Source organism: Mesorhizobium australafricanum (genome assembly GCF_033977265.1).
In the GTDB taxonomy this organism is placed as follows: Bacteria; Pseudomonadota; Alphaproteobacteria; order Rhizobiales; family Rhizobiaceae; genus Mesorhizobium; species Mesorhizobium australafricanum.
Window position 1 is genome coordinate 378,776 of record NZ_JAVIIT010000002.1, and the last position, 25,507, is coordinate 404,282.

The window sequence follows — 25,507 nt, forward strand, 5'->3', positions numbered from 1 at the left end:
TTGCGAAGTGCAATTCGGGGCAATCCGACCTCTCCCCGAGGGGAGAGGAAGAGCTGGCGCCGGCGCGCGAAGTCTCTTCTCCCCTCGGGGAGAAGGTGGCCCGAAGGGCCGGATGAGGGGGCCTTGCTCAGTCCGGCCCAAACCCCGGTGACGTCGGGCTGCCGTCGTCGAGCTTGGACAGCCACTCGACCAGCGTCGGGCGGTAGCGGGTCAGGCCTTTGTAGGTCGCGAGTTCCTCGGGCAGATCGCGGATGACGCGGTGGAGGCGCCGCGCCCATTTCGGCTGCGTGACCAGTTCGTCCATCTTGATCAGGTAGCAGCGGATCGGGAAGACGATGCCGTTGGAACGAGGCAGCCGCCAGAAGCTTTGCAGTTCGACGCGCAGATGCACCTTGTCGCCGACATTCTCGGGCGTGACGGTGGCGCGGTCCGGACCCCATTTGTGATAATTCTCAGGGCTGGTATCGAGGCGCGGATTGATGGTCATCGTCCAGTTGAGACGCCTGGCCGGCTTGCCTTGCTGGATGTTGGTGAGGAATTTCAGCGCGCGGGTGAAAATCCCCTTTTCATGCGCCAGCGGCACCGGCGCATGCCATTCGAAGAAATTCATGCCGATGTCGAAATCGAGCGACCAGTCGGCCTGGGTGGTGACCATGCCGGCATCCATCCACAGATTGCCGTCGCGCTGGTCGAGGATGCAGAAGTCGCCCTGGCTCTGGCGAGTGATGTATTCCATCGGGCCATAAGGCAGCGTCGAGGTGTCGCCGAAGGTGAAGGTGTCGTCGATGCCGAGCGGCCGGTTGATCCAGCGCCAGCGGTCGCCGTCGCGCGTCAGCGTGAAATGCTCAGGGTAGCCGAGCGCCTGCTGCTCCATCAGAAGCTCGAGCAGATCCCAGCCGGCGAGCGTCATGTGGGGCAGAGACTGGCAGCGCAGCGGATCCTCGGCCAGCACCAGCGCACGGTCCTGCATCTCGGCGACATAGTGCTCGTCGACGTCGATCAGGTTTTCGAGAACGCTGCCTTTCGGTCCGACGACATGCGGCTCGATGTTGACGGCATACATGTAGGCGTCTTCGTTGAACGGGAAGGGAAAGCGCCTGACATATTCCGGGCTGTTCCGGAAGGTGAAGTCGTCGCGGAAGGTTTCCTTGCGAAAGGTGATACCCATGCTCGCCTCCTATCTTTCCAAGACCAGCGACTTGCCCTCGAAGCGCGAGACGCAAGGCATGATCTTGCAGCCGGAACGATGGTCTTGCTCGCTCAGCCAGTGATCGTTGTGGATGAACTTGCCGTCATACGAGATCACATTGGTCTCGCACTGGCCGCAGACGCCGCCGCGGCACAGGTAAGGCGGGTCGACGCCGGCGGCTTCGATGGCTTCGAGCAGGCTCTGCTGCTCGCCGACATGGATCGTCTTGCCGCTGACGGCCAAGGTCACATCGAAAGGCGCGCCGGGCTGGGGTGCCGCGAAATGCTCGAAATGCACCGTCTCCGGCGGCCAGCCGAGCGCGGCGGCGCGATCGCGTACCCAGTTGATCATGCCGGCCGGGCCGCAGACATAGAGATGCGTGCCGAGCGGCTGCGAGGACAAGAGCCGCTCGATGTCGATACGCTCCTCGCGGTCGTCGTGATAGAGCCGGACCCGGCTGCCATAGCGCTCTCGCAGCACATCGGCATAGGTGCCCAGCGAAGCGGTGCGGCAAGTGTAGTGCAATTCGAAATTGCCGCCGGCGCCCGCCAGTTGCGACGTCTGCGCCATGAAAGGCGTGATGCCGATGCCGCCGGCCAGCATCAGGTGTTTTTTCGCCCTAAGGTCTAGCGAGAACAGGTTGACCGGATAGCTGATCACCATTTCCAGGCCGGGCTTGACCTGACGGTGCATGAACAGCGAGCCGCCGCGGCCGACATCGTCGCGCCGCACCGAGATCGTGTATTCGCGCGTGTCGAGCGGCGAGCCCATCAGCGAATAGGGATTGAGCCTGGTGCGGTCGCCATCGCGCATCTCGACCACGACATGGGCGCCGCCGGAAAAGGTCGGCAGCAGCTCGCCATCGCGGCGGCGGAAATGGAAGCGGGTGACGAGGTCGTTGACGGGAACGACGTCGCTGACGACGACATCGAGCTTGGTGGTGCCGGTGCTCACGGGAAGGCCTCCTCCATCGGAGGAATCTCGGAGCGATCCTCGGCATTAATGCACACGCCCTGGAACGCGGCCAGCCGGCGCGAATAGTGATCGCGCACCAGAAGCAGCAGGCCGCAATGCGAACAAGTGGCCGGCTGCGTCGTCACATTCTCGGTGATGCCCTTGCAGTGCACGCATTGCATGCGCCGCGCCAGCGAGCCGCGATGCTCGGTCTGCATCGAGGTGTGGTCGATACCGGCCTCGAGCGCCGCCTGCATGGCCTGGCCGATCAGGCCCTCGGTGCCGGCAAGATAGACGCGCAGCCCCATATGGGCGTTGGCCAACGTCTGCTTCAGCCGCGGCAAGAGGCTGGCGAAGGACGGCGCGACATGGAGCTGCATCGGCTTCAGCGCTTCGAGGCCAGCGATGTGCTTGCCCTCGGCGCCTGGAATGAAGACGATTTCCGCGCCGTCGAAAAAGCCGGACGGGGCCTTGCCAGCCATGTCGATAATCGCGAGCGCGCCTTCGGCATCGGCGATGAAGAGGTGATGCTTGCCGGGCTGCGGAGACAGGGTTCCGTAGATGGGCCGGCTGATGATCGTCTTGGCTGCCATTCTCTCTTGGATCAGGGTGACGTATCGTTGAATCGCCACTCTGATCTAACTCCCTGTTGGAGCATGATCTTTTCCGAAAACCGGTTCCCACTTTTCGGGATCATGCTCTAGTGCCTCGAAATCCCTCCCCGTTGATGATGCCTCAACCTTTGGCGGTGCGCTTGGTCTTCTTCGGATCATCGAACGGCAATGGCTGCGCCGTCGCCTTGATGGACCCGCTCTTGTTGCGGATCTCGAGCTTGGTGTCCTTGACGGCGCAGTCGACGTCGAGCCGGGCGATGCCCATCGATTTCTCGACCAGCGGCGAATACATGGCGCAGGTCACCACGCCGACCTTTTTGCCGTCGCGGTAGACAGGCGCGCCCTCGTCGGCCGGCTCCTTGCCGTCGAGCAGCACGCCATAGATCTTGAAGCGTTCCTTGCCTTTCAGCCGGTAATGCTCCTCGGCGCCGCGGAAGCCGGTCTTGCCGGGGCTGACGGTGAAGTCGAGGCCGAGCTCCCACAGAGTGTCGCCGGGGCCTTCATTCTCGAACGGATATTTCTGCGAATTGTCGTAGGGGTAGAAGAGCAGGTAGCTCTCGACGCGCAGCATGTCGAGCGTGGTGAAGCGGCAAGGGATGATGCCGGCGCTCTTGCCCTCCTCGAGGATTCTGTCCCAGATCGTGCCGGCATCCTGGCCGCGGCAGAAAATCTCGTAGCCGCGCTCGCCGGTGTAGCCGGTGCGCGAGATCATCACCGGGAAACCGAAGAGCTGCGTCTGCATGTGATGGAAATAGTTTAGGTCGCGGATGCCGGGCACATGCTTGGCCAGATAATCGACCGCAGTCGGGCCCTGCAGCGAAAGGTCATGCAGATTGTCGTCGAAACGCAGCGACACATCACGCCCAACGGACGCACGCTGCAGTTCCTCATGGCCTGTGCCGGAGCCGTGCACGACCATCCAGGCGTTCGGGCCGGTGCGGTAGAGGATGCAGTCGTCGGTGAATTTTCCGGCCTCGTTCAGCATGCAGGCATAGGCCGACTTGCCGGGATAGATTTTTTCCACGTCGCGCGTCGTGGCGAGGTCGATCAGATGCGAGGCATGCGGCCCGGTGATGTGGACCTTCTTCAGGCCGGAGACATCCATCAGTCCGGCCTTGGTGCGGATCGCGACATATTCCTCGTCGGCATCCTTGTCGTAGGTCCAGGCGGTGCCCATGCCGCTCCAGTCCTCGAGTTTCGAGCCGAGCGCGCGATGGCGATCCGCCAGGGTCGAGAATCTCCAGGATGCCGTCATCCGATCGTCCTCCGTGCGTTTAAGTCGTTGCTGTTCCCTGCTCCTGCTTGGCGGCGGAGCTTGGGTGAATATTGACCGCAAACGGCGAAGCCCTGCAATCCCCTTGAAGCAAATAATTTCATTGTCAGGCAAATTTCTTGCCTGGAACAAACAGTTTACGGCGCGTAAATCCGGCTTGACAATTCCGGAGATCGGGCAGAACTTATGAAAAAAATTTCACTCTGTTGAAAGAGTGGACGCCCGGTCGATTTCGGGGCCGGACGTCGCCAGAAGGGGAAAAACCTATGTCCGACCTGCAGCAGCGCGTCGAAGCGCTGTACCGTTCCGACGTGCGCGGATCCGTGCTCCTGATCGTGTGCCTGTGGGCAACGATCCTCTTCGTCCTCCTGATGACATGGCCATACATCCCGCACGGCGGGATCAAGCTCGTGGTGGCGGTTGCAGCCGCCGCGGTGCTGATCTTCAACACCGCGGCGATCCTCGCCATGCTCAACCACTACAAGGAAGACAAGGACTTCATCTACGGGCTCGACATCAAGAACGCCGACGCTGCCCGCAACCGTCAATCCTGAGGGGAGAAACCATGGCCCGCTATATCCCGCCCGTTCAGAGCAAGGCCGGACAGGTCTTCGACATCGCGGTCGTGGTGGTCGCTATTTTCGTGGCGCTCTGGCTGCCGCTGGAACTCGGCTTCGCCGGAGCGGCGAAGTCGATCGACCCGCTTGACACCAAGACATGGGATGCGCTCGGCCAGAACGCGACCATGGCCTCGATCTGGGAGAAGCTCGGCTACACTCCGGAGACGGCGCACGACATCATCCAGAACCACTTCCATTACATCATCGACTGGCCGACGCTGATCATCATGGCGATCGTGCTGATCGCCTATTTCGTCTTCCTGTTCCGCGCCTCCGACAAGGAATATCGCGAGGTCATCAACGAGAAGTTCGACGACAAATAGATTTTCGACGACGACGACAAATAGTTCGGGGAAAACACCATGTGGATGGGACTGTCTTACGTTTGCTGGGGCATCTCGGTCGTGCTTGCGTCGTGGATGCTCTACGACTGGTTCAAGGTCGACACGACCTATTCCGAGGCCGTGCTGACCTCCTCGCGCGAGGGCGAGCTTGAAGCCGTTTCCGAAAAACACCGGATCTGAGTGGGGACTGACATGACGGCTGCGGTTGAAACGGCACAAACCACGACGATCCACGGCGACAGGGTCTCGCTGCTTCGGGTGCTCGGCCCCGCGCATGTGTGGGCGCTCGGCGTCGGCATCGTGCTGGTCGGCGAGTTCACCGGCTGGAACTTCTCCGCCGACAAGGGCGGCGCGCTCGCGGCGCTGATCGTCTGTTGGGTCGTCGGGCTGCTCTATACATCGGTCGCCATGATCGACTCCGAGGTGACGTCCACGGTCGCCGCCGCCGGCGGCCAGTACGCGCAGGCCAAGCATATCATCGGACCGCTGATGGCCTTCAACGTTGCGCTGTTTCTGGTGTTTGCCTACACAATGCTCGAAGTGTCGGACGCGATCCTGCTCGGCGATACGATCGTCGCCAAGGCCGGCGTCGAAGGGCTGACGCATAATTCCTTCATCGCCGCCACCATCGTCGTGCTCGCCTGGCTCAACTATCGCGGCGTGCTGATGACGCTCAACGTCAACTTCGTCATCACCGCGATCGCCTATGTCTCGATCGTCATCCTGTTCTTTTCCGTCAGCCCGTGGACGCAAGGGGCGGTGCTGAAGCTCAACGAACTGGTCACCCCCGCCAATGCGCTGCCCTATGGCTGGATCGGCGTGATCGCCGCCTTCCAGTTCGGCATCTGGTATTACCTCGGCATCGAAGGGACGACCCAGGCGGCCGAGGAAGTGCGCTCGCCGGCGCGCTCCCTGCCCTATGGCACGATGGCCGGCATGATCACGTTGCTGATCGCCGCCGCGATGACCTGGTATGTCTGCGCCTCGCTGATGCCCTGGGAATATCTCGGCATCACCTATTATCCGTTGTGGGACGCCGGCAAATTAACCGGCAGCCCGCTCTTGGAGAACCTCTTGTTCGTCGCGACGCTGCTTGCGGCACTCGCTTCCGCCAATGGCTGCATCAACGACGCGGCGCGCGCCTGGTTCTCGCTCGGCCGCGACCGTTATCTGCCAAGCTGGTTTTCGGCAGTGCATCCGAGGTATCGCACGCCTTATCGCTCGATCCTGTTCCTGCTGCCGATCGCGCTGGCCTTCGCTTTCATCGCCGACCTCAACCAGGCAATCACCTTCTCGATCCTGTCGGGCGTGCTGCAATACACCTTCATGAGCATCAACATCATGATGTTCCGCAAGAAGTGGCCGCTGGGCACAATCCGTCGCGGCTACACGCACCCCTTCCATCCGCTGCCGGCAATCGTCCTGTTCTGCCTGTGCATGGTGACCTTCTTCGCCATCTTCCTCGGCTTCGGCTCGCAGCTGATCGCGATGACCGTCTTCTATTTCCTGATTTCGGTGTGGTTCCACTTCTACCGCTACAAATTCGTGCGTCGCGGCGACCAGTTCTCCATGCCGTGGCCGAAGCCGCAGGGTTACTGAGTGGAGTAAGGCCCGCCTGTTGACGGCGGGCCGTGGCGTGTCGAGATGTCCGAGCTGACGTCAGTATTGCTTGTCGGGGCGATCGCATTGGTCGTCGTCGCCCATATCGCCTGGCTCGCGCGTGCCGGCCGTAACAGGGCGAAGGCAGCCTTGGCCGATGATATGGCCAGCGTTCGCAGCGTCATTCGCGATGCCGCCGACATTTCCGATGGCACGGCCGGCGTCGTCACCTGGGCCGGTTCCTGGAACGGTCAGCGCGTTCAGCTGCGCACCATCGTCGACACGCTGGCGACGCGAAAGCTGCCGACGCGCTGGCTCGCCGTTTCGATCACCGAGCCGGTTGCGGTACCGGGTATTTTCGACATGATGATGCGGCCAAATTCGGCGACGACATTCTCCAATTTCGACCATCTTGCGCACACGCTGCCGAAGGTGCTCGGCCTTCCCGCCGAAGCGGTGCTGCGCACCGACAAGAAGGGCGTCGCCTTCCCGCAGGATCTGATCGCGTCGCACACCGATATTTTTGCCGAAAGCCGCGCCAAGGAATTGCTGATCACGCCGAAGGGCGTGCGCATCGTCTGGCTGCTGGCCGAAGCCGAGCGTGCTCGTTATGGCGTGTTCCGGCAGGCCGCCTTCAGCGATGCCAGCATCGATCCCGCCTTGGTCGAACGATTGCTCGACGTGGCGTCCGATCTCCGCGAAGCCATCAACCGGCGCGAAAGGCAGGCAGCATGACCGACGGAGCCGCTTCCTCCTCCCCGGCCAATCCGTATCTCGTGCTCGGCGCGGCGATCGTTTTGCCGGCAAGCGGCCATGTCGTGCTCGGCGTGCCGGTGCGCGGCCTGCAGTTCCTGTTCTTCATGGTGATCCTTGGCTGGATAACGACCAAGCTGGCGCCGGCCGACGCCGGCTTCATCGGCCGCCATGCCGGCGGCTTCCTGATCTATGCCCTCTCGATCCTCGACGCCTACAGGATCGCGCGCATCCGCCATGCGGTCTGGGTTCACAAGGCGCGTCGGGACGGCGATAGTGCCAAGAGCAATGCGCCATCCAATATATAACGACAGGAAAATTTCTTTCATACCATTGAATTCGGCAAACTCATTCGGTACATCAATCTGAGAGCCAAAAAACGTCGGAGGCTGGCATGTGCGGAATCGTCGGACTTTTCTTGAAGGACAAGGCGCTGGAGCCGAAGCTCGGCGCGATGCTGTCGGAGATGCTGGTGTCGCTCAGCGACCGCGGCCCTGACAGCGCCGGCATCGCCATCTACGGCGCCGCCACCGGCAATGAGGCCAAGATCACCGTGCAGTCGCCGAAGCCCGATCGCGATTTCCGCGGTCTCGACGCCGAGCTCGCCAAGGCGATCGGCGCGCCGGTTAGCGTCGCCGTGAAATCGACGCATGCGGTCATCAGGACCACGCCGGACAAGGTGGACACGGCGCGCCAGGCGCTGCAGTCGCTGCGGCCCGACATCCGCATCATGGGCGCTGGCGAGGCGGTGGAGATCTACAAGGAAGTCGGCCTGCCCGAAGCCGTCGTCGATCGCTTCGACGTGCGCTCCATGACCGGCACGCACGGCATCGGCCATACCCGCATGGCGACGGAATCGGCGGTGACGACGATGGGCGCGCATCCATTCTCGACCGGCGCCGACCAGTGCCTGGTGCATAATGGCTCGCTCTCCAACCACAACAATGTGCGCCGGGAACTCATCCGCGACGGCATGAGGTTCGAGACCGAGAACGACACCGAAGTGGCGGCCGCCTATCTCTCCAACCGGATGGCGCATGGCAAGAATCTTGGCGAGGCGCTGGAAGGCACGCTCTCCGATCTCGACGGCTTCTTCACTTTCGTCGTCGGCACCAAGAACGGCTTCGGCGTAGTGCGCGATCCGATTGCCTGCAAGCCCGCCGTGATGGCCGAGACCGACCAGTATGTCGCCTTCGGCTCGGAATATCGCGCGCTCACCAAGCTGCCCGGCATCGACAATGCGCGGGTCTGGGAGCCGGAGCCCGCAACCGTTTATTTCTGGGAGCATTGAGCCGATGCCGGCAAACACGATGTCGAAAGCCGAGCGCGAGCAAGGCAATGCGAGGGTCTTCGACCTCTCCGAACTTTCGCTGCGCGAGTTGAACCAGGCGCTGCACAAGCTCGCGCCCGGCTCGAACGAGACCGCCTGGGAAGTGCTCAACCCGAAGGGCAGCCACTCGGTGGCCGTCGGCGTCGACCAGCCGGTCACCATCGATGTGCGCGGCAGCGTCGGCTATTACTGCGCCGGCATGAATGACGGTGCCGCGATCACCGTGCATGGCTCGGCCGGCCCCGGCGTCGGCGAGAACATGATGTCGGGCTCGATCGTCATCAAGGGCGACGCCAGCCAGTATGCCGGCGCCACCGGCCGCGGCGGGCTGCTGGTCATCGAGGGCAACGCCTCGTCGCGTTGCGGCATCTCGATGAAAGGCATCAACATCGTCGTGCACGGCAATATCGGCCACATGTCGGCCTTCATGGCGCAGTCCGGCAATCTGGTGGTGCTGGGCGACGCCGGTGACGCGCTGGGCGATTCCATCTACGAGGCCCGGCTCTTCGTGCGCGGCAAGGTCGAAAGCCTCGGCGCCGACTGCATCGCCAAGGAGATGCGGCCGGAGCATATCGAATTGGTGCAGGGCCTGCTCGACAAGGCCGGCGTTACCGGCGTCAAGGCGTCGGAGTTCAAGCGCTACGGCTCGGCCCGCAAACTCTACAATTTCAATATCGACAACGCCGACGCGTATTGAGGCAAGATGACCTACCGCAACCCGCCGACGACGCCGCGCAAATCCGCGACCTTCGACGACTACACGCTGTCCGAAATCCGCCGCGCCGCGGCGACCGGCATCTATGATATCCGCGGTGCCGGAGCCAAGCGCAAGCTGCCGCATTTCGACGACCTTCTGTTCCTTGGCGCCTCGATCTCGCGCTATCCGCTGGAAGGCTACCGCGAGCGCTGCGACACCTCGGTGGTGCTCGGCTCGCGCCATGCCAGGAAGCCGATCGAGCTGAAGATCCCGATCACCATCGCCGGCATGAGCTTTGGGTCGCTCTCCGGCCCGGCGAAGGAAGCCTTGGGGCGCGGCGCCACGCTTTCCGGCACCTCGACCACGACCGGCGACGGCGGCATGACCGAGGAAGAGCGCGGCCATTCCAAGCAACTGGTCTACCAGTATCTGCCATCGCGCTACGGCATGAACCCGCGCGACCTGCGCCGCGCCGATGCCATCGAAGTGGTGGTCGGCCAGGGCGCCAAGCCCGGCGGCGGCGGCATGCTGTTGGGACAGAAGATTTCCGACCGCGTCGCCGAGATGCGCACGCTGCCCAAGGGCATCGACCAGCGCTCGGCCTCGCGCCATCCCGATTGGACCGGGCCGGACGATCTCGAGATCAAGATCCTCGAGCTGCGCGAGATCACCGACTGGGAAAAGCCGATCTACGTCAAGGTCGGCGGCGCCCGTCCCTATTACGACACCGCGCTCGCGGTGAAGGCCGGCGCCGACGTCGTCGTGGTCGACGGCATGCAGGGCGGCACGGCGGCGACCCAGGAAGTGTTCATCGAAAATGTCGGCCAGCCGACGCTTGCCTGCATCAGGCCGGCGGTGCAGGCGCTGCAGGACCTCGGCATGCACCGCAAGGTGCAGCTTGTCGTCTCCGGCGGCATCCGCAACGGCGCCGATGTCGCCAAGGCGCTGGCGCTCGGCGTCGACGCGGTGTCCATCGGCACGGCGGCACTCGTCGCGCTCGGCGACAACGATCCGCGCTGGGAGGCGGAGTACAACGCGCTCGGCAGCACCGCCGGCGCCTATGACGACTGGCACGAGGGCCGCGACCCGGCCGGCATCACCACGCAGGACCCGGAATTGATGAAGCGGGTCGATCCGATCGCGGCCGGACGGCGGCTCGCGAACTATCTCAAGGTGATGACGCTGGAGGCTCAGACCATCGCTCGCGCCTGCGGCAAGAACAGCCTGCACCATCTCGAGCCCGAGGATCTCGTGGCGCTCTCGATCGAAGCCGCCGCCATGGCCGGCGTGCCGCTCGCCGGCACCAACTGGATACCGGGGAAGAACGGCTTCTAGGACATCAGCAAAAACACCACTGCGAGGAATTATAATGGGGAACGATCTCGCCGCATTCGCCAAGGAGAACGGCGTCAAATATTTCATGATCTCCTACACCGACCTGTTCAGCGGCCAGCGCGCCAAGCTGGTACCGGCGCAGGCGATCGCCGACATGCAGAAGGACGGTGCGGGCTTTGCCGGTTTCGCGACCTGGCTCGACCTGACGCCGGCGCATCCGGACATGCTGGCCGTGCCGGATCCGGCTTCGGTGATCCAGCTGCCGTGGAAGCCCGACGTCGCCTGGGTCGCCGCCAACTGCATCATGGACGACAAGGAGGTCGACCAGGCGCCGCGCAACACGCTGAAGCGACTGATCGCGGAAGCCGCCCGCGACGGCATGCATGTCAAGACCGGCGTCGAGGCCGAATTCTTCCTGATCTCGCCGGACGGCACGGCCATTTCCGACCAATACGACACCGCCTCGAAGCCCTGCTACGACCAGCAGGCGGTGATGCGCCGCTACGACGTGATCGCCGAGATCTGCGACCATATGCTGGCGCTGGGCTGGGGCCCGTACCAGAACGACCATGAGGACGCCAACGGCCAGTTCGAGATGAACTGGTCCTTCGACCACGCGCTGGCGACGGCCGACAAGCACTCCTTCTTCAAGTTCATGGTCAAGTCGATCGCGGAAAAGCACGGCCTGCGCGCGACTTTCATGCCGAAGCCGTTTCAGGGCCTGACCGGCAATGGCTGCCATGCCCATATCTCGGTGTGGGACGAGACCGGCAAGACCAATGTATTTGCCGACAACTCAATGGAACTCGGCCTCTCGGCCAAGGGCAAGAACTTTCTCGGCGGCATCATGAAACATGCCTCGGCGCTTGCCGCGATCACCAATCCGACGGTGAATTCCTACAAGCGCATCAACGCGCCGCGCACCATTTCGGGCGCGACCTGGGCGCCGAACACGGTGACCTGGACCGGCAACAACCGCACCCACATGGTGCGCGTGCCAGGCCCCGGCCGCTTCGAACTGCGCCTGCCCGACGGCGCGGCCAACCCTTATCTGCTGCAGGCCGTCATCATCGCCGCCGGCCTAGACGGCATCCGCTCCAAGGCCGATCCCGGCAAGCGCTACGACATCGACATGTACCAGCTCGGCCATACCGTCACGGATGCGCCGAAACTGCCGCTCAACCTGCTCGACGCGTTGCGCGAGTTCGACCACGACAAATCGCTGAAGGCGGCGCTGGGTGAGGAATTCTCGTCGGCATACCTAAAGCTGAAGCAACAGGAATGGAATTCCTATGCTTCGCACTTCACGCAGTGGGAGCGCGACCACACGCTGGATATCTAGGTATCACGGCGGTGCGGGCGACCTCGGAATGAACTGATGAAATATTCGATCTTCTCGCTCGCCCGCGCCGCTCTCACCGGCCACAAGAACTGGAATCCGACCTGGCGCGACGCATCGCCCAAGGATCGCTATGACGTGATCATCATCGGCGGCGGCGGCCACGGGCTCGCCACCGCCTGGTTCCTCGCCAGCGAGTTCGGCATCCGCAATGTCGCCGTGCTGGAGAAAGGCTGGATCGGTTCCGGCAATGCCGGCCGCAACACCACAATCATCCGCTCCAATTACGGCCTGCCCGGCAACACCGGCTTCTACGAATTGTCGATGAAGCTGTGGGAGAAGATGGAGCAGGACCTCAACTACAACGCTATGGTCAGCCAGCGCGGCGTGCTGAACCTCTATCATTCCGACGCACAGCGCGACGCCTTCGCCCGGCGCGGCAACACCATGCGCATCAACGGCATCGACGCCGAACTGCTCGACCAGGCGGCGCTGAGGAAGATGCTGCCGTTCCTGAACTTCGACAATGCGCGCTTCCCCGTGCAAGGCGGGCTCCTGCAGCGGCGCGGCGGCACGGCACGGCACGACGCCGTGGTCTGGGGCTACGCCCATGCGGCGAGCGAACTTGGCGTCGACATCATCCAGAACTGCGAGGTCACCGGCTTCACGCGCGACGCCAACGGCAAGGTGAGCGGCGTCGAGACCTCACGCGGCAAGATCGGCGCCGGCAAGGTCGGCATGGCGGTCGCCGGCTCCTCGTCGCGCGTCGCGGCGATGGCGGGACTACGCCTGCCGATCGAAAGCCATGTGCTGCAGGCCTTCGTCTCCGAAGCGATCAAGCCGCTCATCCCCGGTGTCATGACCTTCGGTGCCGGGCACTTCTATGTCAGCCAGTCCGACAAGGGCGGCCTGGTCTTTGGCGGCGACATCGACGGCTACAATTCCTATGCCCAGCGCGGCAATCTGCCTGTGATGGAAGATGTCTGCGAGGGCGGCATGGCGCTGATCCCGATGATCGGCCGCGTGCGGCTCCTGCGCCAGTGGGGCGGCATCATGGACATGTCGATGGACGGCTCGCCGATCATCGACAAGAGCCCGGTCGACGGCCTCTATGTCAATGCCGGCTGGTGCTATGGCGGCTTCAAGGCGACCCCCGGCTCGGGCTTCGTCTTTGCCCATCTGCTGGCCCGCGGCGAATCACACAAGGAGGCTGCCCGCTTCCGCCTCGACCGGTTCCAGCGCGGCGCCATGATCGACGAGAAGGGCCAGGGCGCCCAACCGAACCTGCATTGAAGGCGGCCGGAACAAGATGCGCATAGTCTGTCCCTTCTGCGGCGAACGCGAACTCGGCGAGTTCACCTATCTCGGCGACGCCAAGCCACAGCGCCCCGCGGCGGATGCCGGCGAGGACGTCGTCTACGACTACGTCTACCTGCGCGACAACATCGCCGGCGTGATGAGCGAGCATTGGTACCATGGCGGCGGCTGCCGGTCCTGGCTGAAGGTCACCCGCAACACGCTGACGCATGAGATTTCGGCAGTCGAGCCGGCGGCGGGCGCCGGCGCCGCCAAGGTTGGTGCGTGATGGACGACAACCAGGCAAACCGGCTGACATCCGGCGGTCTCATCGACCGCTCGACGCCGCTCAGCTTCCGTTTCGACGGCAAGACTTTTTCGGGCTTCAAGGGCGACACGCTGGCGTCCGCGCTGGTCGCCAATGGCGTCAAGCTCGTCGGCCGCTCGTTCAAGTATCACCGCCCGCGCGGCATCCTGACGGCAGGCTCGGAGGAGCCCAACGCGCTGGTCGAATTGCGCGGCGGCCCGAGGCGCGAGCCGAACACCAGGGCGACGACGGCCGAGCTCTATGACGGCCTTGAGGCCGCCAGCCAGAACCGCTGGCCTTCGCTCAATTTCGACGTGATGTCGGTCAACCAGCTGTTCGCGCCGATCTTCGTCGCCGGCTTCTACTACAAGACCTTCATGTGGCCGGCAAAGTTCTGGGAGGCGATCTACGAGCCGGCGATCCGCCGCGCCGCCGGCCTCGGCCGCGCCGCTGTCGTTTCCGATCCCGACCACTATGACAAGGCCTGGGCGCATTGCGATGTGGTGGTCGCGGGTTCCGGTCCTGCCGGCCTGGCGGCCGCCCTTGCCGCGGGACGTAGCGGCGCGCGCGTGATCCTGTGCGAGGAGGATTTCGTCCCCGGCGGACGCCTGCTTGCCGATGGCGGCACGATCGACGGATTGCCGGCGGCTGAGTGGCTGTCGCGCACGCTGGCCGAACTTGGCTCGATGCCGGATGTGCGCATCATGACGCGCACGACGCTGTTCGGCGTCTTTGACGGCGGCACCTATGGCGCCATCGAGCGCGTCAACGACCATCTGCCGGTGCCGCCGGAGCATCAGGTGCGCCAGCGGCTATGGCGTATCGTCGCCAAGCGCTGCGTGGTCGCGGCCGGCTCGATCGAACGTCCCATCGTCTTTGCCGGCAACGACACGCCGGGCGTGATGATGGCGTCGGCCATGCGCAGCTACATCAACCGCTACGCTGCCACGCCGGCCAGGCGCATCGCGCTGTTCACGAACAATGAGGATGGCTGGCGGACGGCCGAAACGGCGATCGCCGCGGGACTGCAGGTGGCGGCGGTGATCGATGCGCGGCCGGACGTTTCGCCGGCCCATCGCTCGCTTGCCAGCAAGGGTGGCTTCCCGGTGCTGCATGGCTCCGTTGCCGGCGTCGACGGCGGCAAGAACGGCGTGCGCAAGATTTCCGTGTCGCTGACCGGTGGCGCCCGCGCCGAAGTCGAGGCCGACGGGCTTGCCGTGTCCGGTGGCTGGAACCCGACGGTCGGCCTCACCTCCTACCATCGCGGCCGGCCGAAATGGCGCGACGACATCGCCGCCTTCGTGCCGGGTGGCGCACCGCCCGGCATGGTCGCCGCGGGTGCGGCCAACGGCGCCTTCGGGCTTGGCGCCTGCCTGCGCGAAGGTTTCGAGGCCGGTGCCGCCGCCGCGCGCGATGCCGGACGCAGCGGCAGCACGAGCTCCATGCCGGTCGCCGACGACGCGGCTTTCTCGCTGACGCCGCTCTGGCATGTCGCGGGCAAGGGCAAAGCCTTCGTCGACCAGCAGCATGATGTCACCGCTTCCGATGTCGAACTGGCGCAGCGCGAGGGTTTTCAATCGGTCGAGCACCTGAAGCGCTACACGACGCTCGGCATGGCGACCGACCAGGGCAAGACCTCGAATGTCGCCGGCCTGGCCATCATGGCGGCCGTCACCGGCAAGTCGATCCCCGAGACGGGCACGACGATTTACCGGCCGCCTTATGTGCCGGTCGCCATCGGCGCCTTCGCCGGCCATCACCGCGACGAGAATTTCCATGCGACGCGGCTGACGCCGTCGCATCACTGGGCGGCCGAACAGGGCGCGGTGTTTGTCGACACCGGGCTGTGGAAGCGCGCGCAATGGTATCCGCGCGCCGGCGAGAAGGACTGGCTGGAATCGGTGACCCGCGAGGTCAAGGCGGTGCGCGGCGGCGTCGGCTTCTGCGATGTCTCGACGCTCGGCAAGATCGACGTGCACGGGCCCGATGCCGGCGGCTTCCTCGACCGGGTCTACATCAACGCCTTCTCCAGCCTTGCCGTCGGCAAGGCGCGCTACGGGCTGATGCTGCGCGAGGACGGCCTTGTTTATGACGACGGCACGACCTCGCGCCTGGCCGAGGACCATTACTTCCTGACCACCACAACGGCCAAGGCCGGACTGGTGATGCAGCATCTCGAATTTTGCCGGCAGGTGCTGTTCCCCGAGCTCGACGTGCAGTTGACCTCGGTCTCCGATCAGTGGGCGCAGTTCTCGATCGCCGGACCGAAGACCCGCGATCTCTTGAAGGAGGTCGTCGATCCGGCCGAAGACCTTTCGAACGAAGGTTTTCCGTTCATGGGCGCGCGCGAAGTCAAATTGCGCGGCGGCATCAAGGCGCGGCTGTTCCGCATTTCCTTCTCCGGCGAGATGGCGTTCGAGATTTCGGTGCCGGCACGCTATGGCGAGGCCATGGCGCGCAATCTGATGATTGCCGGCATGCCATTCGGCGTGACGCCTTACGGCACCGAGGCGCTCGGCGTGATGCGCATCGAAAAGGGCCATGTCGCCGGCCCCGAACTCAACGGCACGACCACCGCGGCCGATCTCGGCCTCGGCAAGATGATGTCGACCAAGAAGGACTTCATCGGGCGCGTCATGGCCGGCCGCGAGGCGCTGGTCGCGCCGAACCGGCAGGTGGTCGTCGGCATCAAGCCGACCGACAAGGCGCGCCGACTGCGCTCCGGCGCGCATATCATTCCAAAGGGCGAGACCCCTGGCCCCGACAACGACCAGGGCTATGTCACCTCGGTCTGCTTCTCGCCGGTGCTCGACCAGTGGATCGGGCTGGGGCTCGTCGAGCGCGGGCGCGAGCGCATCGGCGAGATCGTGCGCGCGCATGATCCGTTGCGCGGCGAGGACTACGATGTCGAGCTCTGCAATTCCGTCTTCTACGATCCGGATGGGGGGCGCCAGCGTGGTTGATTTTTCCTGGGAGGTCCGCAGCCCGCTCGACCGCGCGCTGGTCGCCGGCCCTTACGGCGCGCAGGGCGAAGCCGGCGTATCGCTGTCAGAGATCCGCAATGTCGGCCTCGTCCAGCTTATGGCGCGGCGCGGCAAGGCAGGCGAGATGGCGAAGGCCGCTAAGGCACAGTTCGGCGTCGTCGCGCCGGAAACGCCCAAGGCGGTCGGCGCTTCCGACGCGACGCTGATCTGGTCGGGACCGGATCAGTTTTTTGTGCTGTCGAAAGGCGGCAAGCACACGATGGAGGCACTTTTGCCCGGCTTCGCCGGGTCAGCCTCGCTTTGCGACCAATCGCATGCGCGAGCACTGATCAGCGTTTCCGGCGACAAGGCGCGCGCGATGCTCGCCAAGCTGTCGTCGATCGACCTGCATCCCGAGCTGTTTGCGGTCGGCGCGGCGGCGGCCACGTCGATGGATCACACCAGCATCACGCTCTGGCGCGGCAAGGATCGGGCGGATGGACAGGCGGTGTTCAATCTGCTGGTGTTCGCGACTTTCGCCGAGAGCCTGTGGCACACGATGCTGGACTCGGCTGCGGAGTACGGTGTCACGATCGGCCATTCCGAGGAATTGGTGTAGATGCGCGGTTTCCCCTTCTCCCCTTGTGGGGGTAGGTGGATCGGCGCGAAGCGCCGAGACGGATGAAGGGTGTTCCAGCGGAGTGAGACGTCGGCTTTCCCTGGAGCACCCCTCATCCGGCCGCTGCGCGGCCACCTTCTCCCACAAGGGGAGAAGGTGGAGCCAGTGCTTGCCAAACCCATTCACGCTGCTAAAATAATTTCACACACAGGCAAACTAGTTTCTCGCTCGGAGGAGGGTTTGAGATGAGCCAGTCGCCCTACCCTGCCGTCCTATCCGGACCGCCGCGCCCGAGCGTGATCCTGAGACCTGGCGAGATTGCGCTGCCGCCTGGCCTCGAGCGCTACACCGTGCAAGGCAATGGCGCGGTGCTGGTCGATGTCGAGGCCGGCGACAGCGTCAGCGTGAGCAATGTCGAGGGCGGCCAGCCTTGCGAGCTGCTGGCCTGGGACAAATCCGGCGCCACCGATCCCGGCATTTTTGGCGAACGGGCCAACAGCAACGCGGCCGGCGTCAAGGCGCTGCTTGCCGAAGGCGACGACAGTCTGTCGGCGCTGCGGCTGAAACTCGAGCGCCGCAAGGTGCAGCTCGACCAGCCGAAGGCCGTGCGCGTGTTCGGCGGCGCCACGCCGGCCGGCACCGAGCAGAGCTTTTCGATACAGCGCGACGGTGCGCTGCTGATCGCGGCGCCTGGCGGGCCGATGCTGGTCGACAGCCACAACACCGCAACGCCGCTGACCGTCATGGTGCGCCGCGCCACGATCCGGCTGAAGACAAGAGGGCAGCTTGCCGATCCGCTCGCCGATCCGGTGCTCGATCTTCGAGTGAAGTCGGCGACCGCCGAGGCCTATTTCGTCAAGGCCGGCGACTACCTGCAGATCATCGATGTCGACGGGCGCCAGTGCACCGACTTCCAGTGTTTTTCGGCGCGCAAGCTTGACAAGGGGCGTGACCTGCCGCTCGACGTGACGACGACCCGCACGCTGATGGGCGCGGCCTATCCGATGCCCGGACTGCATTCCAAATATTACGACCAGGACATGGAGCCGCTGGTCGAGGTGGTGCAGGACACATGCGGCCGGCACGACGCCTTCGCGCTCGCCTGTGCTGCCAAATACTACGACGATATCGGCTATCCCGGCCACACCAACTGCTCGGAGAATTTCAACAAGGCGCTCTCGGACAAGGGTGTGACGCCCCGCGCCGGCTGGATGGCGATCAACTTCTTCTTCAACACGGCGATCGACGCGCATGGCGTAATGGTGTCGGACGAGCCGTGGTCGCGACCGGGCGACTATGTGCTTCTGAGAGCCCTGACCGATATCGTCTGCGTGTCCTCGGCCTGCCCGGACGACACGACGCCCGCCAATGGCTGGGACCTGACCGACATCCATGTGCGCAGCTATTCCGGCCAGCACAAATTCTCGCGAGCGATCGCCAGACGCATGAAGCCCGACTCGGAACCGAAAATGACCCGCGAGACAGCCTTTCATTCGAGCTTTGCCAAGCACACGCGCGACTTCGTCGAATACAGGGGCTATTGGCTCGCCAATTCCTTCGCCAGGCAAGGCCCCATCGACGAATACTGGGCCTGCCGGCAGGACGCGGTGATCATGGACCTGTCGCCGCTGCGCAAATTCGAGGTCACCGGACCCGATGCCGAAGCGTTGCTGCAATACACGCTGACCCGCGACGTCAAGAAGCTCGGCGTCGGCCAGGTCGTCTATACGGCGATGTGCTACGAGCATGGCGGCATGATCGACGACGGCACGCTGCTGCGACTCGGCAAGGACAATTTCCGCTGGGTAGGCGGCGACGACCTGTCCGGCGAATGGCTGCGCGAGACCGCCAGGAAACTCGGCCTCAACGTGCTGGTGCGCTCGTCCACCGACCAGATGCACAACATCGCCGTACAAGGGCCGAAGAGCCGCGACATATTGAAGGAGGTCGTCTGGACCTCGCCGGTGCAGCCCTCGATCGGCGAGCTCGAATGGTTCCGTTTCGCCGTTGCACGCATCGGCGGCGGCAACGGCGTGCCCGTCGTGGTCTCGCGCACCGGCTATACGGGCGAGCTCGGCTACGAGATCTGGTGCCATCCGCGCGACGCCGAAAAGGTGTTCGACGCCGTGTGGGAGGCAGGGCAGCCGCATGGGCTGAAGCCGATGGGCCTGCAGGCGCTCGACATGGTGCGCATCGAAGCCGGGCTGATCTTCGCCGGTTACGAATTCTCCGACCAGACCGATCCGTTCGAGGCCGGTATCGGCTTCACCGTGCCGCTCAAGACCAAGGCGGACGACTTCATCGGCCGCGAAGCGCTGATCCGGCGCAAGGAGCATCCCCAGCACAAGCTTGTCGGGCTCGACATCGATGCCAACGTCGCCGTCGGCCATGGCGACTGCGTCCATGTCGGCCGCGCCCAGATCGGCGTCGTCACGTCCGGCATGCGCTCGCCGGTGCTCGGCAAGACCATCGCGCTGGCAAGGCTCGACGTCACCCACGCCGACATCGGCACGGAGGTCGAGATCGGCAAGCTCGACGGCCAGTCCAAGCGGCTGCCGGCACGCGTCGTGGCCTTCGCCCACTACGATCCGCAGAAGACCAAGCCACGCTCCTGATGGTTGCAACCTTTGCCCTTTTCCCCCTGTAGGAGAAGGTAAGAGCCTGTTTCGCAAGCGTGATGTGCATGACATTCACAAAACGCTTGACGCGAAAGCGCGTCGGATCAATCTTCACTGTTAAGAAAAAAATACGACTGAGTGGAAACATGACAGTCGTGCCGATCACAGCCGGGGAGCAAGCTTCGCGAGAGCCGAAGCATCGCTGGCGGGGAACAACAAAAAGGGGAATACAAACATATGAGCACCATAAGCACGGCCCTGGAGCAGCCTGCCGAAAGCAAGCTGCTTAGGCATATCGACTGGCGTGGCGCCTTCTGGGTGGCGAGCGGCGTCCCGGCGCTGGTCCTGTTCTCGATCGGCGGCATTGCCGGCACGACAGGAAAGCTCGCCTTCCTGATCTGGACGGTATCCATGATCATGGGCTTCCTGCAATCCTTCACCTATGCAGAGATCGCCGGCCTGTTTCCTAACAAGTCGGGCGGCGCGTCGATCTACGGCGCCACGGCCTGGCTGCGCTATTCGAAATTCATCGCGCCGCTGTCGGTGTGGTGCAATTGGTTCGCCTGGTCGCCGGTGCTGTCGCTCGGTTGCTCGATCGCCGCCGCCTATATCCTCAATGCGCTGGCGCCCATCCCGATCTTCAGCGAGACCTCACCGGAGGTGGTCGCCTATATCGCCGCGCATGTAGGGACGGCTCCGGCCGACGCCATTGCGGCGGTGACTGCCGCCGCGACGCCCGCCATCCGCAACTGGACGCTGTTCAGCCACACGTTGGGGCCGGTCTCGTTCACGTTCAACGCGACCTTCTTCATCGGCGCCGTGCTGATGCTGATCATCTTCGCCATCCAGCATCGCGGCATCCTGGGCACGGCCAATGTGCAGAAGTATATCGGCCTGCTCGTCATCATCCCGATGCTGATCGTCGGCGTCGTGCCGATCTTCACCGGCCAAATCGACTGGGCGAATTTCTCGCCGCTGGTGCCGCTCGCCGCCGCCTACGCTCCCGATCCGGGATCATGGAACATCGCCGGCTGGACACTGGCGCTCGGCGGCATGTTCATCGCGGCCTGGTCGACCTACGGCTTCGAGACCGCCGTCTGCTACACGTCGGAGTTCAAGAACCCGGGCACCGACACCTTCAAGGCGATCTTCTACTCAGGCCTGCTCTGCATGCTTTTGTTCATCCTGGTGCCCTTCACCTTCCAGGGCGCGCTTGGCTTGAACGGCATGCTGGCGACGCCGATCGTCGACGGCTCGGGCGTGGCTGACGCGCTGGCCGATATGGTCGGCGGCGGCAAGATCATCCACAGCCTGCTGGTCATGCTGATGATCCTGGCGCTGGTGCTGTGCATCATGACGGCGATGGCCGGCTCCTCGCGCACGCTCTACCAAGGCTCGGTCGACGGCTGGCTGCCGCGCTATCTCAGCCATGTCAACGAGCACGGCGCGCCGACGCGGGCGATGTGGACCGACCTCTGCTTCAACCTGATCGTGCTGGCCATTGCCTCGGCCGACGCGACGAGCTTCTTCTTCATCCTCGCCGTGTCGAACTGCGGCTACATCATCTTCAACTTCCTCAACCTCAATGCGGGCTGGATTCACCGCATCGACAACGGCCATATCAACCGGCCGTGGCGGGCGCCGTCCTGGCTGCTCGGCATCGGAGCGATCTTCGCCTATGTCAACGCCATCTTCATGGGCGCCGGCGCCAAGGTCTGGAACCCGATGGCGTTGTGGGCCGGCCTGATCACCGCGGCTTTGATCATCCCGGTGTTCTGCTTCCGCCACTACATTCAGGACGGCGGCAAATTCCCCGACCACATGCTGGCCGATCTCGGCATGGCGGGAGCCGACCTCTCGGTCAAGAAGGCGGGGATGCTGCCCTACCTGACGCTTGCGGCGGGCGTGGCGGTAATGCTGATCGCCAACTGGGTGTTCGTCATCTGACAGTGACGGCCTGAAAATAACGGGCGCGCCTCGGCGCGCCCGTTTCTTTTTACGGTCTCATCAGCCGGCCTTACGGACCACCGCTTCTTCGAAGAACCGGTTGAGCGGCCGCTTCAGGCCGAGATTCTCGCGCAGCGTCGATCCTTCATATTGGCGCCTGAATATGCCGCGCCGCTGCAGCTCGGGCACCACCTTTTCGGCGAAATCGTCGAGCCGGCAGGCAGATAGGGGATCGGCCTGCGTCGCGTTGCTAAAAAGGAATGAAAAGGAATTCTGTTTTGCTGCAACCTTCCCGCAGAGCATTTTCGCCCGGCGGGACCTTTTGTTGTGGTTCATCCGCCACCGGCTTTCACCGATGGCGGATGATCCGAGGTTGCCACCTTATCGTTTCAGCATGTTCAGCGAAGCAAAACCGCCGCGCGCCCTTTCGGGATCATGCCCTACTCTGCAGCCAAGGCCAGCTGCGGTCTTTCGATGCCTTCGACCTTCTCCGGCTCCGGTGCCTGCTCGTCAGTCTTGGCCTGCTTGGGCGCGCGGCCGAAGAACAGGGCATAACCCGCCGGCAGCACCAGGATGGTGAGCACGGTGGCGACGAGAATGCCGCCCATCATGGCGTAGGCCAGCGGCCCCCAGAAGACGGCGCGCGAGATCGGGATCAGCGCCAGAACCGCGGTCAGCGCGGTCAGCATGATCGGCCGGAAGCGGCGCACGGCAGCACCCACGATCGCTTCCGATCGTTCCATGCCGGCCGCGATATCCTGGTCGATCTGGTCGACCAGGATGATCGAGTTGCGCATGATGATGCCGAGCAGCGCGATGACGCCGAGAATGGCGACGAAGCCGAACGGCGCGCCGCTGATCAGCAGTGCCGCCGCGGCACCGATGATGCCGAGCGGGCCGGTGGCCAGCACCAGCATCGACTTGCCGAAATGCTGCAGCTGGACCATCAGAAGCACGACGATGATGGCGAGCATAATCGGCGCCTTGGCCGCGATCGAGGCCTGGCTCTCGGCCGAATCCTCGGCGCCGCCCTGGATCTCGACCTTGTAGCCGGGCGCAAGGCCAGCGCGCAGATCCTTCATGTCGTTGTACATCTTGGTGACGACGTCGTTCGACTGCACGCCGTCCGGCAGCGTGGCGCGCACGCTAATCGTCGGCAGGCGGTCGCGCCGCCATTCTATGCCCTGCTCCATGACGGGCACGACCTTGGCCACCTGCGACAGCGGCACAGAGCCGCCGAAGTCGGTCGGTATGTAGACCGAGTCGACCGAGGACAAGAGATGGCGGGTCGCCTCCGGCTCGCGGGCGACGATCGAGACCGTCTCCTCGCCGTCGCGGAAGTCGTCGAGCTGCGCGCCGGTCATGGTGGCCTGCAGCATCTGGCGGATGCGCTGCGAGGTGACGCCGAGAGCGCGGGCACGATCCTGATCGATCACCAGCTTCATCGCCGGCACCGGCTCCAGCCAGTCGTCATGGATGGCGCCGAGCAGCGGGTTGGCCTGGAACTTCGCCTTCACCTCGTCGGCGATGCGGCGCACCTCCTGGCGGTCCGGACCCATGACGCGCATCTGCACCGGCCAGCCCGTCGGCGGTCCGAGGAAGAGACGGTCGACCTTGCCGCGAATGGAGGGGAAATCCTTTGCCAGGATGCCGCGCATCTTGACGATCAGCCGCTCGCGCGCCGGCTCGTCCTTGGCCATCACCAGCAGCTGGGCGAAGTTCGGATTGCGGAGCTGCTGGTCGAGCGGCAGGAAGAAGCGCGGGGCGCCTTCACCGATATAGGTGGCGATAAACCGCTTGTCGGGATCGTCCATCATCTTGGCTTCCAGCGCCTGGGCCTGCTTCTCGACCTCCTTGATCGAGGTGCCTTCCGGCAGCCACAGATCGACCAGGATCTCCGGACGCGAGGACTGCGGGAAGAAGTTCTGCGGGATAAACTGGAAGGCCCACAGGCTGGTGGCGAAGGTGACCAGCGTCATCACCAAAACGATGATGCGATGGCGCACGGCCCAGGTGACGGTCGCGCGCAGGCGGCGGTAGAAGCCGGTGTCGAAGACATCGTGATGGCTGCCGGCGTGCTTGCGCTGCTTCAGGATCATGTAGCCCAGCCACGGCGTGAAATAGACCGCGACGAACCACGACACGATCAGCGCGATGCCGACGACATAGAAGAGCGTGCGCACATACTCACCGGCGGTGGACGCCGCGAAGCCGACCGGGATGAAGCCAGCCGTGGTGATCAGCGTGCCGGTGAGCATCGGGAAGGCGGTCGAGGTATAGGCGAAGCTCGCCGCCTCGATCTTGACCAGCCCCTCCTCGAGCTTTCGCTCCATCATCTCGACGACGATCATGGCGTCGTCGACCAACAGGCCGAGCGCGATGATCAGCGCGCCGAGCGAGATGCGCTGCAGGTCGATGCCGATCTCATACATGATGGCAAAAGTCGCGGCGAGCACCAGCGGGATGGCGATCGCAATCACCAGGCCGGAGCGCCAGCCGATCGACAGCAGCGAGACGGCCAGCACGATGAGCAGCGCCTCGCCGAGCGCTTCCATGAATTCGTTCACCGCATCCTTGACGACCTCGGGCTGGTCGGAGATCTGGTCGACCGAAACGCCGTAGGGCAGCCCAGCCTCGAAGCGCTGGTAGGTCGCCTCGACACCCTTGCCGACATCCCTGACGTTGAAGCCCTTGGCCATGACAACGCCGACCTGGACGCTCTCGTGGCCGTTGAAGCGATACTTGCGCTCGTAGGGATCCTCAAGGCCGGAAGAGACGGTGGCGATGTCGCCGAGACGCGTCACCTGATCGCCGGAGCGCAGCCTCAGCTCGCGGATGTCGGCGGCCTTGGTGACGTCGCCCTCGACCGAAATGCGCACCGAGCGCAGGCCAGTGTCGACCGAGCCCGCCGGATCGACGGCGTTCTGGCCTTTCACGGCGTTCTGCAGGTCGACGATGGTCAGGCCGCGCTCGGACAGCGCCTTGGACGAGACGTCGATGTAGATCTTCTCCGGTTGGTCGCCGATGATGACGGCCTTTTCGACGCCCGGCGTCGTCAACAGCATGTCGCGCGCCTGGATGGCGAATTTCTTCAGCTCCGGATAGGTGAAGCCGTCGCCGCTGATCGAATGCAGGGTGATGAAGGTATCGCCGAACTCGTCGTTGAAATAAGGACCAAGCAGGCCTTGCGGCAGATCGCTGGCGATGTCGCCGACCTTCTTGCGCACCTGGTAGAAGGCGTCCTTCACCTCCTCGGCATTGGTGTCGCCTTTCACCTGGAGCGTGATGATGGCGCTGCCGGCTCGCGTGTAGGAGCGCACGAAATCGAGATGCGGCGTTTCCTGCAGCTTGCGCTCGATCTTGTTGACGACCTGATCCTCCATGTCCTGGATCGAGGCGCCCGGCCAGATCGCCTGCACCACCATGACGCGGAAGGTGAAGTCCGGGTCTTCCTTCTGGCCCATGCGCATGAGGCCGAGCGCGCCGGCGAGGATGATCAGGCCGAACAGGAAACGCGCGATGCTCGGATGTCCGATCGCCCAGCGCGAGAGGTTGAAGGGCCGCTTTTCAGTGCTGCTGTCGGTGGTCATGGCGCAAGTCCAGTCCAATTGATCGGCAATGCCAGCCTGGCATTGCCCGTGAACTCTCGGTCGGGCTTCCGGGCGGCGAGACCCCTCAAGCGGAGAGAGACTCGCAAATCGCGCTGGACG

At 64.1% G+C, this 25,507-nt stretch carries 21 protein-coding genes and 1 pseudogene; 16 read left to right on the top strand and 6 right to left on the bottom strand.

The features are described 5' to 3' along the window. Positions 1–127 precede the first annotated feature (127 nt). From RFM98_RS05295 to RFM98_RS05310, 4 genes are all read right to left on the bottom strand, one after another. Positions 128–1,168 (bottom strand): heme-dependent oxidative N-demethylase family protein, encoded by a 1,041-nt coding sequence (locus RFM98_RS05295; RefSeq protein ID WP_320307845.1) that lies wholly within the window; start codon positions 1,166–1,168, stop codon positions 128–130. A 9-nt stretch (positions 1,169–1,177) separates the two neighbouring features. Then, positions 1,178–2,143, bottom strand: a complete 966-nt coding sequence (locus RFM98_RS05300; protein ID WP_320307846.1) for a PDR/VanB family oxidoreductase — start codon at positions 2,141–2,143, stop codon at positions 1,178–1,180. Next, a complete protein-coding gene (locus RFM98_RS05305; RefSeq protein ID WP_320307847.1) occupies positions 2,140–2,736 on the bottom strand; it encodes a dimethylamine monooxygenase subunit DmmA family protein in 597 nt (198 codons plus the stop codon). The genes RFM98_RS05300 and RFM98_RS05305 overlap by 4 nt, the downstream gene beginning before the upstream one ends. 142 nt (positions 2,737–2,878) lie before the next feature. Beyond that, positions 2,879–4,012, bottom strand: coding sequence for an aminomethyl transferase family protein (locus RFM98_RS05310; RefSeq protein WP_320307848.1), 1,134 nt, complete (start codon positions 4,010–4,012; stop codon positions 2,879–2,881). 284 nt (positions 4,013–4,296) lie between these two features. Here RFM98_RS05310 and RFM98_RS05315 point away from each other — a divergent pair, with 284 nt between their 5' ends. From RFM98_RS05315 to RFM98_RS05390, 16 genes are all read left to right on the top strand, one after another. Then, the gene (locus RFM98_RS05315; protein WP_320307849.1) at positions 4,297–4,584 is read left to right on the top strand and encodes a hypothetical protein; all 288 of its coding nucleotides are present in this window, start codon (positions 4,297–4,299) and stop codon (positions 4,582–4,584) included. Positions 4,585–4,595: 11 nt separating this feature from the next. Continuing rightward, on the top strand, positions 4,596–4,973 hold the full coding sequence (locus RFM98_RS05320; protein WP_320307850.1) for a hypothetical protein: 378 nt from the start codon (positions 4,596–4,598) through the stop codon (positions 4,971–4,973). Between the two features lie 39 nt (positions 4,974–5,012). Continuing rightward, the gene (locus tag RFM98_RS05325) at positions 5,013–5,174 is read left to right on the top strand and encodes a hypothetical protein (RefSeq protein WP_320307851.1); all 162 of its coding nucleotides are present in this window, start codon (positions 5,013–5,015) and stop codon (positions 5,172–5,174) included. A gap of 12 nt (positions 5,175–5,186) precedes the next feature. Continuing rightward, positions 5,187–6,593, top strand: coding sequence for an APC family permease (locus RFM98_RS05330; RefSeq protein ID WP_320307852.1), 1,407 nt, complete (start codon positions 5,187–5,189; stop codon positions 6,591–6,593). 45 nt (positions 6,594–6,638) lie between these two features. After that, positions 6,639–7,328: a hypothetical protein gene (locus RFM98_RS05335; RefSeq protein WP_320307853.1), complete on the top strand. Its 690-nt coding sequence runs from the start codon at positions 6,639–6,641 to the stop codon at positions 7,326–7,328. Beyond that, positions 7,325–7,654 carry a hypothetical protein gene (locus tag RFM98_RS05340; protein WP_320307854.1) on the top strand — a complete coding sequence of 110 codons (330 nt, stop codon included), beginning with the start codon at positions 7,325–7,327 and terminating at the stop codon, positions 7,652–7,654. Before RFM98_RS05335 ends, RFM98_RS05340 begins: the two co-directional genes overlap by 4 nt. Before the next feature lie 86 nt (positions 7,655–7,740). Then, positions 7,741–8,637 carry a class II glutamine amidotransferase gene (locus tag RFM98_RS05345; RefSeq protein ID WP_320307855.1) on the top strand — a complete coding sequence of 299 codons (897 nt, stop codon included), beginning with the start codon at positions 7,741–7,743 and terminating at the stop codon, positions 8,635–8,637. Between the two features lie 4 nt (positions 8,638–8,641). Continuing rightward, positions 8,642–9,373 carry a GltB/FmdC/FwdC-like GXGXG domain-containing protein gene (locus RFM98_RS05350; protein ID WP_320212006.1) on the top strand — a complete coding sequence of 244 codons (732 nt, stop codon included), beginning with the start codon at positions 8,642–8,644 and terminating at the stop codon, positions 9,371–9,373. Between the two features lie 6 nt (positions 9,374–9,379). Next, positions 9,380–10,708: an FMN-binding glutamate synthase family protein gene (locus RFM98_RS05355; RefSeq protein WP_320307856.1), complete on the top strand. Its 1,329-nt coding sequence runs from the start codon at positions 9,380–9,382 to the stop codon at positions 10,706–10,708. 34 nt (positions 10,709–10,742) lie between these two features. Then, complete coding sequence (gene glnT / locus RFM98_RS05360) at positions 10,743–12,050, top strand: type III glutamate--ammonia ligase (RefSeq protein WP_320307857.1); 1,308 nt, start codon at positions 10,743–10,745, stop codon at positions 12,048–12,050. Positions 12,051–12,086: 36 nt separating this feature from the next. After that, positions 12,087–13,340 carry a sarcosine oxidase subunit beta family protein gene (locus RFM98_RS05365; protein WP_320307858.1) on the top strand — a complete coding sequence of 418 codons (1,254 nt, stop codon included), beginning with the start codon at positions 12,087–12,089 and terminating at the stop codon, positions 13,338–13,340. A gap of 16 nt (positions 13,341–13,356) precedes the next feature. Beyond that, on the top strand, positions 13,357–13,632 hold the full coding sequence (locus RFM98_RS05370; protein ID WP_320307859.1) for a sarcosine oxidase subunit delta: 276 nt from the start codon (positions 13,357–13,359) through the stop codon (positions 13,630–13,632). Then, a complete protein-coding gene (locus tag RFM98_RS05375; protein ID WP_320307860.1) occupies positions 13,632–16,613 on the top strand; it encodes a sarcosine oxidase subunit alpha in 2,982 nt (993 codons plus the stop codon). The genes RFM98_RS05370 and RFM98_RS05375 overlap by 1 nt, the downstream gene beginning before the upstream one ends. Continuing rightward, positions 16,606–17,232 carry a sarcosine oxidase subunit gamma gene (locus tag RFM98_RS05380; RefSeq protein WP_320307861.1) on the top strand — a complete coding sequence of 209 codons (627 nt, stop codon included), beginning with the start codon at positions 16,606–16,608 and terminating at the stop codon, positions 17,230–17,232. The genes RFM98_RS05375 and RFM98_RS05380 overlap by 8 nt, the downstream gene beginning before the upstream one ends. Before the next feature lie 245 nt (positions 17,233–17,477). Continuing rightward, complete coding sequence (locus RFM98_RS05385) at positions 17,478–19,847, top strand: trimethylamine N-oxide demethylase (RefSeq protein ID WP_320307862.1); 2,370 nt, start codon at positions 17,478–17,480, stop codon at positions 19,845–19,847. 240 nt (positions 19,848–20,087) lie between these two features. Beyond that, the gene (locus RFM98_RS05390; protein ID WP_320212014.1) at positions 20,088–21,797 is read left to right on the top strand and encodes a trimethylamine N-oxide permease; all 1,710 of its coding nucleotides are present in this window, start codon (positions 20,088–20,090) and stop codon (positions 21,795–21,797) included. A gap of 60 nt (positions 21,798–21,857) precedes the next feature. Here the strand turns inward: RFM98_RS05390 and RFM98_RS05395 are convergent. Next, positions 21,858–22,027 (bottom strand): annotated as a pseudogene (locus RFM98_RS05395) (LLM class flavin-dependent oxidoreductase); the annotation flags it as partial. Positions 22,028–22,237: 210 nt separating this feature from the next. Next, on the bottom strand, positions 22,238–25,387 hold the full coding sequence (locus RFM98_RS05400) for an efflux RND transporter permease subunit (RefSeq protein WP_320307863.1): 3,150 nt from the start codon (positions 25,385–25,387) through the stop codon (positions 22,238–22,240). Between the last annotated feature and the right edge of the window lie 120 nt (positions 25,388–25,507).

What these genes read in the sequence shown, in the direction of transcription:
- RFM98_RS05295 (WP_320307845.1), bottom strand. Translation starts at nt 1,168, where the DNA reads ATGGGTATCACCTTTCGCAAGGAAACCTTCCGCGACGACTTCACCTTC.
- RFM98_RS05305 (WP_320307847.1), bottom strand. Translation starts at nt 2,736, where the DNA reads ATGGCAGCCAAGACGATCATCAGCCGGCCCATCTACGGAACCCTGTCT.
- RFM98_RS05310 (WP_320307848.1), bottom strand. Translation starts at nt 4,012, where the DNA reads ATGACGGCATCCTGGAGATTCTCGACCCTGGCGGATCGCCATCGCGCG.
- RFM98_RS05315 (WP_320307849.1), top strand. Translation starts at nt 4,297, where the DNA reads ATGTCCGACCTGCAGCAGCGCGTCGAAGCGCTGTACCGTTCCGACGTG.
- RFM98_RS05320 (WP_320307850.1), top strand. Translation starts at nt 4,596, where the DNA reads ATGGCCCGCTATATCCCGCCCGTTCAGAGCAAGGCCGGACAGGTCTTC.
- RFM98_RS05325 (WP_320307851.1), top strand. Translation starts at nt 5,013, where the DNA reads ATGTGGATGGGACTGTCTTACGTTTGCTGGGGCATCTCGGTCGTGCTT.
- RFM98_RS05330 (WP_320307852.1), top strand. Translation starts at nt 5,187, where the DNA reads ATGACGGCTGCGGTTGAAACGGCACAAACCACGACGATCCACGGCGAC.
- RFM98_RS05335 (WP_320307853.1), top strand. Translation starts at nt 6,639, where the DNA reads ATGTCCGAGCTGACGTCAGTATTGCTTGTCGGGGCGATCGCATTGGTC.
- RFM98_RS05340 (WP_320307854.1), top strand. Translation starts at nt 7,325, where the DNA reads ATGACCGACGGAGCCGCTTCCTCCTCCCCGGCCAATCCGTATCTCGTG.
- RFM98_RS05345 (WP_320307855.1), top strand. Translation starts at nt 7,741, where the DNA reads ATGTGCGGAATCGTCGGACTTTTCTTGAAGGACAAGGCGCTGGAGCCG.
- RFM98_RS05350 (WP_320212006.1), top strand. Translation starts at nt 8,642, where the DNA reads ATGCCGGCAAACACGATGTCGAAAGCCGAGCGCGAGCAAGGCAATGCG.
- RFM98_RS05355 (WP_320307856.1), top strand. Translation starts at nt 9,380, where the DNA reads ATGACCTACCGCAACCCGCCGACGACGCCGCGCAAATCCGCGACCTTC.
- glnT (WP_320307857.1), top strand. Translation starts at nt 10,743, where the DNA reads ATGGGGAACGATCTCGCCGCATTCGCCAAGGAGAACGGCGTCAAATAT.
- RFM98_RS05365 (WP_320307858.1), top strand. Translation starts at nt 12,087, where the DNA reads ATGAAATATTCGATCTTCTCGCTCGCCCGCGCCGCTCTCACCGGCCAC.
- RFM98_RS05370 (WP_320307859.1), top strand. Translation starts at nt 13,357, where the DNA reads ATGCGCATAGTCTGTCCCTTCTGCGGCGAACGCGAACTCGGCGAGTTC.
- RFM98_RS05375 (WP_320307860.1), top strand. Translation starts at nt 13,632, where the DNA reads ATGGACGACAACCAGGCAAACCGGCTGACATCCGGCGGTCTCATCGAC.
- RFM98_RS05385 (WP_320307862.1), top strand. Translation starts at nt 17,478, where the DNA reads ATGAGCCAGTCGCCCTACCCTGCCGTCCTATCCGGACCGCCGCGCCCG.
- RFM98_RS05390 (WP_320212014.1), top strand. Translation starts at nt 20,088, where the DNA reads ATGAGCACCATAAGCACGGCCCTGGAGCAGCCTGCCGAAAGCAAGCTG.
- RFM98_RS05400 (WP_320307863.1), bottom strand. Translation starts at nt 25,387, where the DNA reads ATGACCACCGACAGCAGCACTGAAAAGCGGCCCTTCAACCTCTCGCGC.